Genomic DNA, 15,863 nt, shown 5'->3' with positions numbered 1-15,863 from the left:
AGGTGTAATCATGATACAAAAGCAACATGAGAGTAAGTTGGAAGTTGGTCAAACGTTTCCTGTGACAATTAAACGTCTTGGGATTAACGGAGAAGGCGTTGGTTATTTTAAGAGACAAGTTGTTTTCATTCCAGGGGCATTACCAGGAGAAGAAGTCGTTGCTGAGACAACGAAAATTCAGCGTGGCTTCGCTGAAGCGAAAGTGAAAAAGGTTCGTAAAGCTTCACCACATCGTGTGAAAGCGCCATGTCCAGTATATGAGGAGTGCGGTGGCTGTCAGCTACAACATTTAGATTATAAAGAACAATTAAATCAAAAACGTGATATCGTTGTACAAGCATTTGAGAAGTACATGAATAACACTTTGGAAGAGAAAATTCGTCCGACGCTTGGCATGGAAAATCCATGGCATTATCGTAATAAGAGTCAATTACAAGTGGGGCGCAAAGATGAGAAGGTTATTACAGGGTTATATAAACAAAACTCACATCAGTTAATTGATATTGCCCATTGTATGATTCAACATAAAGCAACGAATGAAGCGACAAAAGTTGTAAGACGCATATTAGAAAAATTAAATGTTTCTATTTACAATGAGAAAAAACAAAAAGGTTTAGTACGCACAATTGTAACACGTACTGCAGTTCAAACAGGGGAAGTACAAGTTACACTTATTACAACAAAAGAAGAACTGCCAAATAAAGAACAATTTATTGCAGAAGTACAAAAACAGATGCCAGCTGTTAAATCAATTATGCAAAACGTAAACTGGCGTAAAACATCTGTTATTTTTGGCGACAAAACATTTAAATTAGCTGGAAAAGAAGTAATTCAAGAAACACTTGGTGATTTATCATTTGAATTATCAGCACGTGCATTCTTCCAACTGAATCCAGAGCAAACGGTTGTTTTATATGATGAAGCGAAAAAAGCAGCTGCTTTAACAGGGAATGAGAAAATTGTAGATGCGTACTGTGGTGTTGGTACAATTGGTCTTTGGCTTGCGAATGATGCAGCGGAAGTACGTGGTATGGATGTAATTCCAGAAGCGATTGCAGACGCAAGAAAAAATGCGAAACGTCACGGATTTACAAACACGAAGTATGAAGCAGGTAAAGCTGAACAATGGTTACCAAAGTGGGTAAAAGAAGGATGGCGTCCAGATGTAATTGTTGTCGATCCACCACGTACAGGTTGCGATGATAAATTATTGGAAACAATTTTAAAAGTACAGCCGAAACGAGTTGTGTACGTATCTTGTAATCCTTCATCGCTAGCACGTGATGTGAATGCATTAATGAAGAGTTATGAAGTGGAATATGTGCAGCCAGTTGATATGTTCCCGCATACAGCTCATGTAGAAAATGTAGTAAGACTTGTTAAAAAATAAAGTTTATTCATATTCCCTCACGATATGAGGGAATATTTTCTATGAAGGAGAATACTATGCACAATTATAAATTAACGATTCAGTATGACGGTGCGCGTTATAAAGGGTGGCAACGTCTCGGTAATAATGATAATACGATTCAAGGGAAAATTGAGAGTGTCATATCTGAAATGGTCGGGAAAGAAATTGAAATTATCGGCTGTAGTAGAACGGATGCTGGTGTACACGCTTTGAATCAAGTGGCTAACTTTAAGAGTGATGAGAAGTTAGTGGAACATAAAGTGAAAAAGTATTTAAATCAATATTTACCAAATGATATTAGTATTACAAATGTAGAAGAAGTGCCAGATCGTTTCCATGCTCGTTACAACTCTAAGGCGAAAACATATCTATATAAAATTTGGAATGAAGAGCATACGAACCCATTTATGCGTAAACACAGCATGCACGTGAATAAAAAATTAAATGTGGAAAGCATGAAAAAAGCTGCGAAACATTTAGTTGGTTCACATGATTTTACTGCTTTTTCAAATGCAAAGTCTAAGAAAAAGTCTATGGTTCGAGAAGTATATATGCTTGAGGTTTCTGAAGAGGCAGGATTTGTACAAATTAGAGTAAGTGGTAACGGCTTCCTTCATAATATGGTGCGAAAAATTGTTGGAGCATTAATTGAGGTTGGATTAGGACAACTAGATGCTGACGCAATTCCAAATATTTTAGAAGAAAAGCAGCGCAATCAAATTAATTGTCTTGCTGAGGCAAGTGGTTTGTATTTGGAGAGTGTTGAGTTTTAATAATCAGTAAAAAATCGAGCTGTGTAGGCTCGATTTTTTATGTTTTGCTGTTAAGAAGATTTCTCTTTCTTAATACGTATTTTCAAATTCCAAAAAGCAGCAAGCATAATAGCTGCAAAGGAGCCGAAAATTGTTCCTAATAGCTTTGCATAAGGAGAGCTGCTTACATCGGCATTAATGAATAACATCATACAGAGCATGGTAGGGAAAAAGTATAAGTATTGTATTAACTTTAATTTTTTATCATTACTCATATATATCGCCCCTTTCTAGCATGTTATATGTTTAGTACAACATATTTTACCAATTTTCTGCGATTGGAGAAAGGTTCATTTCATATTTGTAAATGAAGTTTTTTAATTCGATATTGTAAGTTTTGTCTACTCAATCCTAAAAATTTTGCTGCTTGTGAGATATTACCATTATTCTTTTTAAGAATTTGAGTGATGTAGTTCTTTTCTATTTCTTCTATCGTGTGCTTTAAAGTTTTAGGTGTATCAGTATTGTAATTAGTTAGTGAAGGTTGCATATTGAATTCTTTTTTTATTCGTTCGCGAAAGCGAGTGGGTATATGAAACACTGTAATGATATTTTCATCTTCTATTAAGTTCATTGAACCTTCAATTATATGTTCCAATTCTCGTACGTTTCCGGGCCAATCGTATACATAAAAGAATTCTCTTACATGTACATCTACATCCGTTACGCTGAGCCCGAATTGAATATTGTACTTTTCGATAAAGTGCTGAACAAGAGCTGGAATATCTTCTTTTCGTTCCCGTAAAGGTGGAAGACATAAAGTAACGACACTTAATCGGTAATATAAATCTTCTCTTAACCGATTGTGTGCAATAGCTTCAAGAGGGTCTTCATTAATAGTTGCTATAATACGAACATCAATTTCTTTTTCTTGTGCACCTCCAATTCTTCGTATTGTTTTTTCTTGTATAGCCCGTAGTAACTTAGCTTGAAGCGTTGGGCTTAATGAGTTGATTTCATCTAACAACAAAGTCCCGCCATTTGCTTCTTCAAATAAACCAGATTTATCTATTGCTCCTGTAAAGGCACCTCGATTCGTACCAAATAATAAGCTTTCCATTAGGGTATCAGGTATAGCTGCACAATTTTGTGAAATAAACGGTTTTGTTGAACGCTGACTTTCATTATGTATACTTTGTGCAAATAGTTCTTTGCCAGTCCCTGTTTCTCCTACAAGAAGTATAGATGAGGATGTACGAATTACCCTCTTTCCTTCTGCAATGATTGATTGAATGGCTCCAGAATCACCAATTATGTGGTCAAAGGTGAATTTAGTATTTTGTTTTCGAGAAGGGCTCATTTTTATTGGTTGCTTTAAGTGACTAATCTCTTTTGAAATTTCAATAGCGCCTTTAATTTTTCCATTTTCTATTATAGGGAAAGTATCGTTAATCGTCGTAATTTCTTGCCCTTTATTGTTAAAATACGTTTGTTTTATATTTTTTTTTGTTTTTCCAAATTTTAATGCCTCTATAAGAGTACTATTTTTATTTTCTTCAAATGCAAATACCTCTAAGGGACTTTTATATAGCACATCTAAGCGGTCCATTGATTCAATTTCCATCATTTTACGGTTATAGATAATCGTTTTACTTTCCTCATTAATAATATGAATCCCGATATCGAGTTCATTGAGTAAAGCTTCATATAGCGCATTCATTTCAATAATTTGTTTAAAATTAATTTCTTCTGTATGCATGTATCATCTTCTCCTCGTTTTACCCTATGAAGACTGACTTTTTATAATTTTATTAAAATTCTCATAAAATCGCAAAATTTTTTTGCTATTTTCTTTCAAAACTTTTTAAATGATAGAAAAATTTTGCGGTTATGTAGATTTTTTTGTACGAAATCTTAATTTTTATATAGATATTGAGGTTGGTACGTATCTTGCATAAATAATAATTGAAATCTTTAAATGGAAGGAGTGGATGAATTAGAACTTTTCATAGGGTATGCGACATTTCAGTGCAAATTAATTAAGAGGAGGAATTTATTAAGTGAAGACGGTTATAGAAGGCGTGTATAGTCCTTGTTATGGGAAAGTAGAGAAATTATTTGTTACTGAAAGTTCTTACGTATATGAGTGGGAGAAATTAGCGTTAATTGAAACGATAGATAAACAGAAAGTAGAAATTAAGGTAGGCATCAGTGGTTATATCGAATCTTTAGAAGTGGTAGAAGGACAAGCTATCGCTGATCAAAAACTATTAATAACAGTAAGGGATGACCTTTTAATAACAGGTAGTGATTAATATAAGTGATATGTATTTTGCACTTTTTAATAATTAATTTTACAATGAAGAATTTTAAAAGCGTTTACAATTAATGGGTTTTAAAAAATGAAAAGGGGGGATTTATGTGATGGATCAAAGCCAGGGATTAAAAAGGGAGTTGAAAAGTCGGCACATATTTATGATTGCACTCGGAGGGGTTATTGGTACGGGTCTTTTTTTAGGATCTGGTTATACAATTCATGAAGCTGGACCTGGAGGAGCGATTGTAGCGTATCTTGTTGGCGGGTTTGTTATGTATTTAACGATGCTCTGTCTAGGAGAGTTAGCGGTTGCAATGCCTGATGCAGGATCTTATCAAACGTATGCAACAAAGCACATTTCGCCTGCAGCGGGTTATGTAGTCGGCTGGATGTCGTGGCTAAACTGGTCTGCTACGATAGGCATTGAATTAATTGCAGTTAGTATTTTGATGAAACGCTGGTTTCCCGATGTACCGTCATGGATTTGGTGTGTAGTGTTCGCAGTACTGCTCTTTGCTATTAATGCGTTATCTTCAAGAAGTTTTGCGGAAGTTGAATTTTGGTTTGCAAGTATTAAAGTAATTACAATCATTGCATTTATTATTTTGGGCGGGGCAGCGATGTTCGGTTTTCTAGATATGAAAGGAAATGAACCAGCACCGATGTTTTCTAGTTTTACTGATTATGGAGGGTTGTTTCCAAATGGATTATCAGCAATTTTAATTACAATGATTGCAGTTAATTTTGCTTTCCAAGGAACAGAACTAGTTGGAATTGCAGCTGGTGAGAGTGAAAATCCAGAGAAAACGATCCCGAAGGCAATTAATAATACAGTTTGGCGCATACTCGTTTTCTTTGTACTATCTATTTTTATTCTTGCAGGACTATTTCCTTGGCAGCAAGCAGGCGTAATAGAAAGTCCATTTGTAGTCGTATTTGATAAAATTGGTATTCCTTATGCGGCTGATATTATAAATTTTGTTATTATTACAGCGGTATTATCGGTTGCGAATTCAGGATTATATGCAACTTCCCGTATGCTATGGTCTATGTCTAATCAAGGAATGATTAGCCCGATTTTTGGTAAGTTATCTAAAAACGGTGTTCCTATTTATGCGTTGATTGTAAGCACGATTGTAGGATGCCTCTCATTATTATCAGGTATTTATGCGGAAGATACAGTTTATTTATGGCTTCTTTCAATTGCAGGGTTCGGAGCAATATTAGTTTGGGCATCGATTGCTTTATCTAACTTATTAGCTAGAAGGACATACGTAAAGCAGGGCGGGAATATTAAGGATTTGAAATTTAAAACACCATTGTATCCATTTGTTCCACTTCTTGCGTTAGTATTAAATTTAACAGTAATTGTTGGCATGGCTTTTATTCCAGAACAAAGAATGGCTTTATATTGTGGTATTCCATTTATGATTGTTTGTTTACTGTTTTATCGCGCTACCAGAAATAAGAGAAGTAGCGTAGAACATATTGAAAAGACAAACACAACTGAATTAGAAAGTTTACCCCGCATTAACGGGCAGTAAAACTCCACTTCAAAATTCGGCTGGAGATAAACTGCCCGTAAACGCCCGATTGGTGAAGGCTAATAATCAGTGGGGGATGAACCTCCCCACTGATTATGGTTTCACTTTATAATAGTGAGTCATTTAGAGACTGTAAAATTGTAAACAGTCTCTTTTTTTGTGAAAATAAAGCTGGAAACATACTACGTATGCAAAGGGGAATTAGCGATGAATCCAGAAATTTCGCAGTTGTTAAAACAAATAGATTCAAGGAAAGAGGAATTGCTCGAACTTACAAAAACATTAATTCGTTTTGAAACACCAGCGCCACCAGCGAGAAATACAAATGAAGCACAAGAATTTGTTGCAGATTTTCTAAGAAAACGAAATTTTAGTATTGATAAATGGGATGTATATCCGAATGACCCGAACGTTGTTGGTGTAAAAAAAGGGACGGAAAGCGGGACATATAAAAGTCTTATTATTAATGGACATATGGATGTAGCTGAAGTGTCGATAGATGAGGCATGGGAAACAAATCCGTTTGAGCCGTTTATAAAAGACGACTGGTTAGTTGGAAGAGGCGCGGCAGATATGAAAGGTGGATTAGCTGGATCCTTATTTGCTATTCAGCTTTTAGAAGAAGCGGGAATTGAATTGCCGGGTGATCTAATATTTCAATCAGTAATTGGAGAAGAAGTAGGAGAAGCAGGAACACTTCAATGTTGTAAACGTGGTTATGATGCTGATTTTGCAGTCGTAGTGGATACGAGCAATTTACATATGCAAGGACAGGGGGGCGTAATTACTGGATGGATTACTGTGAAAAGCCCGCAAACGTTTCATGATGCAACACGTAGACAAATGATTCATGCCGGAGGACGTCTATTTGGAGCGAGTGCAATTGAAAAAATGATGAAAATTGTGCAAAGCTTACAAGAACTGGAGCGTCACTGGGCAGTCATGAAAACGTATGAAGGCTATCCACCTGGAACAACAACAATTAATCCAGCTGTTATTGAGGGTGGCCGGCATGCGGCGTTTATTGCCGATGAGTGCCGATTGTGGATAACAGTACACTTCTATCCAAACGAAACGCATGAACAAATAATAGAAGAAATAGAAGCGTATATAAGAAAAGTAGCAGATGCTGATCCATGGTTAAGTGAAAATCCACCGCAATTTAAGTGGGGCGGAGAGTCGATGATTGTGGATCGTGGTGAAATTTTTCCTTCTTTAGAAGTAGATAGTGAACATGTAGCTGTAAAAACTCTTAGTACGGTACATGAATCTATTTTATCTAAAAATGCAATTTTAGATATGTCTGCAACAGTAACGGATGGTGGGTGGTTTAGTGAATTTCATATCCCAGCCATTATTTATGGGCCAGGTACACTAGAAGAGGCCCATTCTGTAAATGAGAAAGTTGAAGTTGAACAGTTAATTGAATTTACAAAAGTAATAACGGCGTTCATATATGAATGGTGTCATACGAAAAAATAGATTTGTATATTGAAATCGTACGGGTCTGCAACTTGTACGATTTTTTAGTGAACTATTTCAGAGTTGAACTTAAACAACAGCTGAAATAGTTTTTTATCCCGCTATTCGCCGGGCAGTAAGCCCCCCACCTCAAAATTCAGGGAAAGCAAAGAAGTTAGGTGGGAGATCAACGGCCCATAAAAACCCGATTGGTGAAGGCTAATAATCAGTGGGGATGAACAAAACCCCTACTGATTAAAGTTTTACTTTATTTTTCTATGTCTTTCGTTTTAGTTCAATTAATTTCTCTTTTGCTAATTCAACAGCAATTGCATCATCTAAATAGCCAATTGGAAAGAGATAGTCGGGGATAATGTCGGTCGATAAAATGAAATACAGTAATGCACCCCCAAGAATTGCACGTTCTTCTTTTGAAATGGTTTCATTACAAAATTGTTGATACATATCTGTTAATTGTTCAATGAAAGGGCCTGCACTATCAATCTGTTCTAACTTGCTTGAAAAACTTTCATGAATACGTTTTTCACCTTCTGTTGTTTGAGCATAGCGTTCATAAGTTTCAAGTTCTTGTTTTACGCGAGTTGTTGTGTAATCGAAGTCGAATAAGTTAGAGGATTGTAAAGTTTGCTGAATTGTATCAAGAGATGTATACATATCCGTCTTTTCTTTATTTATGTGAGGAGAATTAGGATACATTTCATCAAATAACAATTGAGGCGGAACTTGCAGACATTCTGCAAATTTTTGTAGATGTTTTTGTTTTGGTTGTTGTTTACCATTCATAATTCTTGAGATTGTTGCTGGATCAATATTTGTAAGTATTCCTAGTTGGCGCATGGATAAGGCACGTTCTTTTAAAAGCTTTTTGATTAATTTACCAAGCCGATCGTTTGGGTTTTCTTTAGGCATAGTGAAGGCACCCCTTTTTATTGTTGAAAAAATGTTGAGCATTTATTACAAGTATATGAAACAGACAGGCACAGTTGCTCAACATTTTCATAATATGCATTGAGAAGTGAGAAAAAGGGGTGACTGTTTATGAGTACGGCAGGTATATTTTCAATTCTTTTAATCGGAATTGCTTCTAATTTAGATAATGCAGGTGTTGGGATTGCATATGGCATTCGTAAAATTCGTATTTCGTGGTTTAACAATTTTATCATCGCATTTTTTGGTTTTTTATTTACTTTATTAGCTGGTTTTTTGGGGAATTGGATCGCATTATTTATTTCAGAGTTTACAGCAAACCTGATTGGAGCAATTGTTTTAGGGATAATCGGAGTGTTTATTTTATGTCAGCCTTTCTTGAGTAAAAAGGACACCATAGAATCTAAAGATGGTAGTGTACTTTTGGGGATTTTACGTGATCCAGAAAAAGCAGATTTTGATGGATCGAAAACAATTAGTTTTTCTGAGGCTCTTGTTTTGGGGGTGGCATTATCTATTAATAATATTGCAGGTGGGTTTGATGCTGGAGTAACAAATTTGAATCTGTGGTTTACGGCATGTATTTCTGGGGTGTTTAGTTTCATTTGTATTAGTGGCTTTTCATATATAGGAAAACGATTTTTAGCTGAATACTTAGGGAAATGGGCGACGGTAATTGCAGGAGTATTATTAATTCTTATTGGGATAGATCAGTTGTTGTAAACATAGAAAGGCAGTGTTCGAGCATTTCCTCGGAAATACTTGAATAAATTTCATATATCGACATCGGATATTTATTTTTTAATAAACATAAAAAGCACCTACAAAGGTGCTTCTTAGCGTATATCTTCAATTAATTGTTCCGATTCCTCGTGCATACTATATTCACTTAAAACTTGGATACAAAGCCATTTTAGTTCCTCAATGCTATGCTCAAGTTCTTCAGGGAGTACATGATGAATATCTTCGAGTCCCATTCCGAAATGTATAAGCTCTAGTACTTGATCATCGATGTTTCGATCCATTAATAGTTCAAGTACTTCTAAATTGAATATGTATCGGTGAGCTTCGTCGAGTGAAACAACTTTTAGCTTTAAGCTTTCTACAATACTCAATATAAAAAGAACAATTGTTTTTTCAAGAACAGGTTGTTTCGCCATTTGAAATATTAGTTTCATCTTTTACACCTCCACATATAGCGCTAGGTTGTACTATACTATTCAGGAGGGGGGAGCAAATATGCATAATAAAGAGAAACTTTCAGTACTGTTTTTGTAAGGATATTGATGACCAGTAACAATGAAGTTTCCGTAAAAAAATCCTGCTATATTAGCAGGATACCGCTCAATTAAAAAATGCTCCAACCTTCTTGAGCAGAAAGAAGTTCAAGAATTTTAAAACCAGCGATACTATTTCCGTTTGCATCTAAAGCTGGGCCGAAAATGCCGATACCCATCTCGCCTTTTACGCAACCGAAAATACCTCCAGCTACACCACTTTTTGCAGGGATACCAACGCGAATTGCAAATTCACCAGATTCGTTATACATACCGCATGTAACCATAAATGTTTTACAGATTTTCGTAATATGTTTAGGGATAATTTGTTTTTTCTTATATGGATCATATCCGTCCATTGCAAAAATTAAGCCAATACGTGCTAAATCAATACAGTTTACTTCAACTGCACATTGACGAGTGTATAAATCCATAAGTTCCTCAATGTCACAATCGATAATTCCATTTTGTTTCATATAGTAACAAAGTGAACGATTTAAGTAAGCCGTCTCTAATTCTGAATTGGCAACTTTAGAAGAATAATTAATAGTAGGATTATCTGTTATTTCACGTACAAAATGAAGAATGCGCTCCATTTTTTCTTCGTTATCTTGTCCCGCTAACATGCTTGTAATAGCTAATGCTCCCGCATTAATCATTGGATTAAGAGGTTTGGAAGGACTTGTCGTTTCTAACTTAATAATAGAATTGAATGGGTCACCAGTTGGCTCCATTCCAACTTTAGAAAATACATATTCTTCACCACGATCTAAAAGGGCAAGTGCAAGTGTAATTACTTTGGAAATACTTTGAAGAGTAAATAATGTCTGTGAGTTACCAGCATGGATATATTCTGTTTCTTTATGGAAAATGGCAATCCCTAAATCGTCTGGATTTGCATTTCCTAGTTCGGGGATATAAGTAGCAAGTTTTCCTTTTTTCGTATATGGTTTTACTTGTTCTAACAACTGTTGTAAGTTGTTTGTTTCAATGCACTGCATAGTACCAACGCTCCTATTTCGAATTAACTAAGTTTACTTTTCCCGATATGCTCGGAAATAAATAATAACATGAAAAAGTGGAATGATAAAACGAAAGTTACATGTTCTATAGTGAGTCGTTCGTTCCGACTATGCTATATTGAAAAAGGAGAATTTTCCTTTTATATAACAGTTTGGAAATAGAAAACTTATCCATAAAAAGTTCGGAAATAAAAACTACACATCTATACAACTATATGTTATTATGGTTATGTAAATAGAAAGCGTTTTCTAAGGCGTACTTATAATGATAACGATTTCATAAACTTGATAGGGGGAATTAAAATGTTGCAGTTTTTACAACGTATTGGTAAAGCGCTAATGCTTCCAATTGCCGTACTACCAGCAGCAGGATTATTGCTTCGTTTAGGACAAGAAGACGTATTTAATATTCCTGTTATGGCACAGGCCGGTGCAGCAATTTTTGATAATTTAGCACTTATTTTTGCAATTGGTGTTGCAATCGGTTTGTCTGTCGATGGTAGTGGAGCAGCTGGACTTGCTGGGGCAATCGGATATCTTGTTTTACAAAATACAACGAATGCTCTAAGTAAGGCGTATTCAGCAGCAGAGCTGAATGATAAATTAAAAAGTGTTCAAGATTTAGTCGGTTCAGTAGATCCAACTAAATTAGCGGATACAATGACAAAAGTTTCAAAAGCAGCGGCGTTAACGCCGAAAATAAATATGGCCATACTCGGTGGTATTATTGCTGGGGTTGTTGCTGGATTACTATACAACAAATTCCATAAGATTAAATTACCAGAATGGTTAGGATTCTTTGCTGGAAAACGTTTTGTACCAATCATTACTTCAATTGTAATGCTGCTTTTAGGATTAGTATTCGGTCAAATTTGGCCAACAATTCAAAGTGGTATTGATGCAGTAGCACACGGTATCGTGAACTTAGGTTCAGTTGGTGCTGGTTTATTCGGATTATTAAACCGTTTATTAATTCCAATTGGTTTACACCACGTAATGAACACATACTTCTGGTTTGTACTTGGTGACTTTACAAACGCAGCTGGCGATATCGTTCATGGTGATATTGCACGCTTCTTTGCAAAAGATCCATCAGCAGGTATGTTTATGACTGGTTTCTTCCCAATTATGATGTTCGGTTTACCAGCAGCATGTTTCGCAATGATTGCAGCTGCTAAACCAGAAAAACGTAAAATGGTTACAGGTATGTTAGGTGGTCTAGCATTAACTTCATTCTTAACTGGTATTACAGAACCGATTGAATTCTCATTCATGTTCTTATCTCCAGTATTATATGGTATTCATGCTGTATTAACAGGTCTTTCTTTATTCATTACAACAACACTTGGCATTCATGATGGTTTCTCATTTAGTGCCGGCGCAATCGATTACGTTTTAAACTTTGGTATTGCAACAAAACCAGTATTGCTAGCAGGAATCGGTTTAATTTACGCAGCAATTTACTTTGCAGTATTCTACTTCTTAATTAAGAAGTTTGACTTGAAAACTCCTGGTCGTGAAGATGAAGATGAGTTAGCTGAAGAGGGTGATGCACCAGTTGCAGGTTCAATTGGTGAAACTTACGTAGCAGCTTTAGGTGGAAAAGACAACTTAGCAGTTATTGATAACTGTGCAACACGTCTACGCTTACAAGTGAAAGATGCTAGTCAAGTAAACGAAGCTGCATTAAAACGTGCGGGTGCGAAAGGTGTTATGAAATTAAGTAACACAAGTGTACAAGTTATCGTAGGTACAAATGTTGAGTCTGTTGCCGATGATATGAAAAAACACGTATAAATAATTAGATAAGAGGATATCCAAAAAAGCTGATAATATCAGTTTTTAGAGGATATCCTCTTTTTTATGTTAAAAATTTAACGAGAATCTTACTTTTATAAATTTTCTTTTTCTTTTTTGTACATATAGGTTGGTTATATGTCTAGTGCGTGATAAAGTAGTGATGTTATAGAATAGATTATCCAAAATCCAGGTGAAAATTAGAAGTGAATTATCGGTAAATAAGGGGAAAAAGGCAATCATGGATCAGGAAAAAAATAATGCGAATGGGAAAGCACGTCGGCCGATTGTATACATAAAAAGAACAATCATTCTCGTCTTACTATTATCACTTGTATATTTCATGTATACAAAAATTGTTGCGCATAATAAGAAAGAGGAAACTTTAAAAGCGGCAGCAGAAATGAAAAAACAAGAAGAGCTAAAAAAGAAAGAAGAAGAAAAAAAGAAGCAAGAAGCACAAAAACAAACAGGGCAGGAAGAACAAGTGAAGCAAGCGCAAGCTGTGGAGAAGCCTGCTGAGGGATCACCTCAAGAAATTAATGAAAATGCTCAATTGGATCAATATTTACAGAGCATGGGATTTAGTGGAACAGCTGTTATTGTGAAGAATGGGAAAGTTCTTATGAATAAAGGATACGGCATGGCTAATAAAGAGAATCAAGTGCCGAATAATTCAGAGACGACCTTTTATATTGGTTCTATTTCAAAAGCGTTTGTAGCGACTGCTATTATGCAATTAAAAGATCAAAATAAGTTACAAGTAGAGGATACAGTTACAAAGTATATTCCAGACTTTCCTCAAGGTAATAGCATACAGTTAAAACATCTATTAACACATACATCAGGAATTCCAGAGTATGAGCAGGGGACAGAGGATATTTCTCATGAAGAATTGATTAAACGAATAGGAAAGCAAAAGCGTATTGGGAGTCCGGGAGAGAAATGGAAGTATTCTGATTCAAACTATTCTATACTTGCTTACATTGCTGAGAAGGTAAGTGGACAGTCGCTCGAAGAATATATAAAACAGCATATTTTTGCGACTGCAGGTATGAAACATTCTGGTTTTGGAACAGCGTTGGAACAAACAAGATTCCCATCAACGGGTTATAAAATAGTGAATAACAATATGACAACACCTAATATTCCGAGTATGTCACAACTATATGGTTGTGGTGATATATATACGAGCGCACATGATTTATATTTATTTAATGAAGCACTCTTCTCTGGAAAATTAATTTCAAAAGAGAGTTATAATCAAATGTTTACTGCCGTGAAAAAAGATTACGGATTTGGCTGGTATGTAGATCCAGGAAGCTATTCAAATCACGGTGTAATGCCAGGTTGGAATTGTTTAAATGGTTTTAGTAAAAATGGTAGTGTATATGTTGTTTTATTATCTAACATTCAAAATAACATTAAATCATTTGGTAAAGTGAACAACGACATTTATACGATGTTGCGAAATATTGAAGTGTAAAAGACTGTCTTTTTTGATAGTCTTTTTTTATTGAGGAAGTGTATGTGCAATGGGATAATGAAATAAAGTGAAACTTTAATCAGTGGGCGTTTTCTTCATCCCCCACTGATTATTAGCCTTCACCAATCGGGCTTTTACGGGCAGTCGATCACCCACCTAACTTCTTTGCTTTCGCCGAATTTTGAAGTGTGGGTCTTACTGCCCGGCAAATAGCGGGATAAATGGAAAAGGGGACGGGATATGAGTATACATAAGCATCACGCACGTAATGCGAAACGTATTTTTTTTGTATCTGTCATTGTATGGATTATCGTTGCAATTGGATTAGTGATGGAATATAAAAAAGGGATGCTATTCACTTCAGAGAAAGACAATCTGCAATTAATAGGTATTTTACTACCAGCAATTGGATTATTAATATATAGCTTTATAGAAAAACGAAGATCAAAAATACTTAAACAGGAAAATTATAATATAGAGACTTCTGAATTACTTGAGCAACAAAAATTTGTTGTTCGTAAAGAGGTAGGGATATTTCAAGTAATAACGTACTTTGGATTAGAAGGAAATACAGTAGGTTTTTTAAAAGAAGAGTATGATTTTGTTATTCAAAGTGTATGGCAAGCTGTACTCTCTTTTCTTTTTAAGGGACTACATAAGCAACAATTTTATTTATATAATCACTCAGGAGAAAGATTGTTGCGTGTTCAAAAGAATATGGGAGTACGCAACTTCTATATTTTTTCGAATATGGATGGAAAGGAAATTGGGGAGTTGAAACGAGTACTAAGTTTAACAAAATGGGAATGGATCTTTTTAGGGGTGGATGGTAAAGAATTTGGTAAAGTGACTGGGGACCTTTCAGCAACAATGCAGAAAATAGACTGGCGAGATGGCACGCATATTGATGTGAAAGAAGATGGTATTCCGTTAGAAGCTGTTAAGTATTTTTCGGCAAGCGGTGGTTCTCTTGTTACAGCTTCTATCAGTGAACAGGCAGAATTACCACGAGCAGTTTATTACAGTACAGCTGCCATTGTTACAATTAAAAATTAAAATACTTATAAAGATAGATGGGATACCGTCTATCTTTTTTATTTAGTTAAAAATTCTTGTTTCTTTGAAAAATGTATGTCTTACCTATCACATAAAAAGCCTGCTTTGTATACATTAAGATGTATGAATGTATTTTTATATTTTAAAAATAAATAGGAGGAGAAGTGTATGTGTCTGTTCAGAAAATATTGGCATAAATTATCCCGACTGTTTAATAGACAATTAGGTTATTTTTTAGATGACAAGTTACTGCCTGCTGTGGAACGACTTTTATTTTCGCAAAACTTTGCGAGATTTATTCAAAGAAATTCTAAGCAAGCTACAGAAGAATTTATTAAATCAAGTCAATTTCAATCGATTATTTGTAACATTTTAAAAGAATGTAATACATCACCGTTTAAAGAAATTGCAAAGCAATATTTAGGTAAAAACGTCGAAATTACTGTGACGGTTGGGCAGTTAACAGGTGTTATTGTAGCAGTTGGCGACGATTTCTTAACACTGCAAGAAGGAATAGGAACTGAAGTTTTATTACCATTTACAAGTATTATATCAATTAAAGAAGTGTAAGAAAGGAGAGTTATATATGTTATTTACTGATGAACTGCGTAACCATGTTGGTGAGTTAGTGCAAGTTGTGACAGCTGTAGAAATTGTTGCAGGCATTCTTTTATCTGTGACAGACGGGGCAGTAAGTGTTCGTACTTCTCCTTCCTATGGACCACCGGAAGATGTAATTGTGCGTACTCCTATTATTGCCTATGTTCGCTTGGAAGGGTAAGCGTGATACAA

The 15,863-nt window shown here is 35.3% G+C and carries 16 protein-coding genes; 11 read left to right on the top strand and 5 right to left on the bottom strand.

The features are described from left to right. The first annotated feature begins 10 nt into the window (after positions 1-10). The gene (gene rlmD / locus JDS95_RS23960; RefSeq protein WP_000615220.1) at positions 11-1,390 is read left to right on the top strand and encodes a 23S rRNA (uracil(1939)-C(5))-methyltransferase RlmD; all 1,380 of its coding nucleotides are present in this window, start codon (positions 11-13) and stop codon (positions 1,388-1,390) included. Positions 1,391-1,446: 56 nt separating this feature from the next. Continuing rightward, positions 1,447-2,184, top strand: coding sequence for a tRNA pseudouridine(38-40) synthase TruA (gene truA, locus JDS95_RS23955; protein ID WP_000553125.1), 738 nt, complete (start codon positions 1,447-1,449; stop codon positions 2,182-2,184). A 50-nt stretch (positions 2,185-2,234) separates the two neighbouring features. On the opposite strand, the gene JDS95_RS23950 is transcribed toward truA, so the two are convergent. Beyond that, complete coding sequence (locus JDS95_RS23950; protein ID WP_016107471.1) at positions 2,235-2,438, bottom strand: hypothetical protein; 204 nt, start codon at positions 2,436-2,438, stop codon at positions 2,235-2,237. A gap of 80 nt (positions 2,439-2,518) precedes the next feature. After that, positions 2,519-3,922 (bottom strand): sigma-54 interaction domain-containing protein, encoded by a 1,404-nt coding sequence (locus tag JDS95_RS23945; RefSeq protein WP_000556684.1) that lies wholly within the window; start codon positions 3,920-3,922, stop codon positions 2,519-2,521. A 301-nt stretch (positions 3,923-4,223) separates the two neighbouring features. On the opposite strand from JDS95_RS23945, the gene JDS95_RS23940 reads away from it, so the two are divergent. The 3 genes from JDS95_RS23940 to JDS95_RS23930 all read left to right on the top strand — a co-directional run bounded on the left by JDS95_RS23940 (position 4,224) and on the right by JDS95_RS23930 (position 7,506). Continuing rightward, complete coding sequence (locus JDS95_RS23940; protein WP_000859494.1) at positions 4,224-4,478, top strand: biotin/lipoyl attachment domain-containing protein; 255 nt, start codon at positions 4,224-4,226, stop codon at positions 4,476-4,478. Positions 4,479-4,584: 106 nt separating this feature from the next. Further along, positions 4,585-6,024 (top strand): amino acid permease, encoded by a 1,440-nt coding sequence (locus tag JDS95_RS23935; protein WP_085451191.1) that lies wholly within the window; start codon positions 4,585-4,587, stop codon positions 6,022-6,024. Positions 6,025-6,183: 159 nt separating this feature from the next. Further along, positions 6,184-7,506 (top strand): acetylornithine deacetylase, encoded by a 1,323-nt coding sequence (locus JDS95_RS23930; RefSeq protein ID WP_002042575.1) that lies wholly within the window; start codon positions 6,184-6,186, stop codon positions 7,504-7,506. A 255-nt stretch (positions 7,507-7,761) separates the two neighbouring features. Here JDS95_RS23930 and JDS95_RS23925 read toward each other — a convergent pair whose 3' ends face one another. Then, complete coding sequence (locus JDS95_RS23925) at positions 7,762-8,415, bottom strand: DUF1232 domain-containing protein (RefSeq protein ID WP_001123713.1); 654 nt, start codon at positions 8,413-8,415, stop codon at positions 7,762-7,764. A gap of 129 nt (positions 8,416-8,544) precedes the next feature. Here JDS95_RS23925 and ytaF point away from each other — a divergent pair, with 129 nt between their 5' ends. After that, the gene (gene ytaF, locus JDS95_RS23920; protein WP_000100714.1) at positions 8,545-9,156 is read left to right on the top strand and encodes a sporulation membrane protein YtaF; all 612 of its coding nucleotides are present in this window, start codon (positions 8,545-8,547) and stop codon (positions 9,154-9,156) included. A gap of 113 nt (positions 9,157-9,269) precedes the next feature. Here the strand turns inward: ytaF and JDS95_RS23915 are convergent, their stop codons facing one another. After that, positions 9,270-9,611: a DUF3969 family protein gene (locus JDS95_RS23915; RefSeq protein WP_000766598.1), complete on the bottom strand. Its 342-nt coding sequence runs from the start codon at positions 9,609-9,611 to the stop codon at positions 9,270-9,272. A 170-nt stretch (positions 9,612-9,781) separates the two neighbouring features. Next, a complete protein-coding gene (gene glsA, locus JDS95_RS23910; RefSeq protein WP_001149858.1) occupies positions 9,782-10,711 on the bottom strand; it encodes a glutaminase A in 930 nt (309 codons plus the stop codon). Between the two features lie 324 nt (positions 10,712-11,035). On the opposite strand from glsA, the gene nagE reads away from it, so the two are divergent. The 5 genes from nagE (at position 11,036) to JDS95_RS23885 (ending at position 15,852) form a co-directional block, all read left to right on the top strand. Next, complete coding sequence (gene nagE / locus JDS95_RS23905) at positions 11,036-12,529, top strand: N-acetylglucosamine-specific PTS transporter subunit IIBC (RefSeq protein ID WP_000938878.1); 1,494 nt, start codon at positions 11,036-11,038, stop codon at positions 12,527-12,529. Positions 12,530-12,770: 241 nt separating this feature from the next. Continuing rightward, positions 12,771-14,015 carry a serine hydrolase domain-containing protein gene (locus JDS95_RS23900; protein ID WP_000371823.1) on the top strand — a complete coding sequence of 415 codons (1,245 nt, stop codon included), beginning with the start codon at positions 12,771-12,773 and terminating at the stop codon, positions 14,013-14,015. Positions 14,016-14,255: 240 nt separating this feature from the next. Then, positions 14,256-15,071: a hypothetical protein gene (locus JDS95_RS23895; RefSeq protein WP_000022133.1), complete on the top strand. Its 816-nt coding sequence runs from the start codon at positions 14,256-14,258 to the stop codon at positions 15,069-15,071. Positions 15,072-15,239: 168 nt separating this feature from the next. Then, positions 15,240-15,641 carry an LSm family protein gene (locus JDS95_RS23890; RefSeq protein ID WP_000335538.1) on the top strand — a complete coding sequence of 134 codons (402 nt, stop codon included), beginning with the start codon at positions 15,240-15,242 and terminating at the stop codon, positions 15,639-15,641. A 16-nt stretch (positions 15,642-15,657) separates the two neighbouring features. Then, positions 15,658-15,852 carry a hypothetical protein gene (locus JDS95_RS23885; protein WP_000899471.1) on the top strand — a complete coding sequence of 65 codons (195 nt, stop codon included), beginning with the start codon at positions 15,658-15,660 and terminating at the stop codon, positions 15,850-15,852. Positions 15,853-15,863 lie beyond the last annotated feature (11 nt).

The sequence above is a fragment of the Bacillus cereus group sp. N24 genome, from assembly GCF_016483345.1.
GTDB classification, from domain to species: domain Bacteria; phylum Bacillota; class Bacilli; order Bacillales; family Bacillaceae_G; genus Bacillus_A; species Bacillus_A toyonensis.
Note: the sequence above shows the minus strand (reverse complement) of the source record. Positions and strands in the feature narration are given on the sequence as shown.

Bases quoted from the DNA above. Each gene is read 5' to 3' on its own strand.
- rlmD (WP_000615220.1), top strand. From the start codon at position 11: ATGATACAAAAGCAACATGAGAGTAAGTTGGAAGTTGGTCAAACGTTT.
- truA (WP_000553125.1), top strand. From the start codon at position 1,447: ATGCACAATTATAAATTAACGATTCAGTATGACGGTGCGCGTTATAAA.
- JDS95_RS23950 (WP_016107471.1), bottom strand. From the start codon at position 2,438: ATGAGTAATGATAAAAAATTAAAGTTAATACAATACTTATACTTTTTC.
- JDS95_RS23945 (WP_000556684.1), bottom strand. From the start codon at position 3,922: ATGCATACAGAAGAAATTAATTTTAAACAAATTATTGAAATGAATGCG.
- JDS95_RS23925 (WP_001123713.1), bottom strand. From the start codon at position 8,415: ATGCCTAAAGAAAACCCAAACGATCGGCTTGGTAAATTAATCAAAAAG.
- ytaF (WP_000100714.1), top strand. From the start codon at position 8,545: ATGAGTACGGCAGGTATATTTTCAATTCTTTTAATCGGAATTGCTTCT.
- JDS95_RS23915 (WP_000766598.1), bottom strand. From the start codon at position 9,611: ATGAAACTAATATTTCAAATGGCGAAACAACCTGTTCTTGAAAAAACA.
- glsA (WP_001149858.1), bottom strand. From the start codon at position 10,711: ATGCAGTGCATTGAAACAAACAACTTACAACAGTTGTTAGAACAAGTA.
- nagE (WP_000938878.1), top strand. From the start codon at position 11,036: ATGTTGCAGTTTTTACAACGTATTGGTAAAGCGCTAATGCTTCCAATT.
- JDS95_RS23900 (WP_000371823.1), top strand. From the start codon at position 12,771: ATGGATCAGGAAAAAAATAATGCGAATGGGAAAGCACGTCGGCCGATT.
- JDS95_RS23895 (WP_000022133.1), top strand. From the start codon at position 14,256: ATGAGTATACATAAGCATCACGCACGTAATGCGAAACGTATTTTTTTT.
- JDS95_RS23890 (WP_000335538.1), top strand. From the start codon at position 15,240: ATGTGTCTGTTCAGAAAATATTGGCATAAATTATCCCGACTGTTTAAT.
- JDS95_RS23885 (WP_000899471.1), top strand. From the start codon at position 15,658: ATGTTATTTACTGATGAACTGCGTAACCATGTTGGTGAGTTAGTGCAA.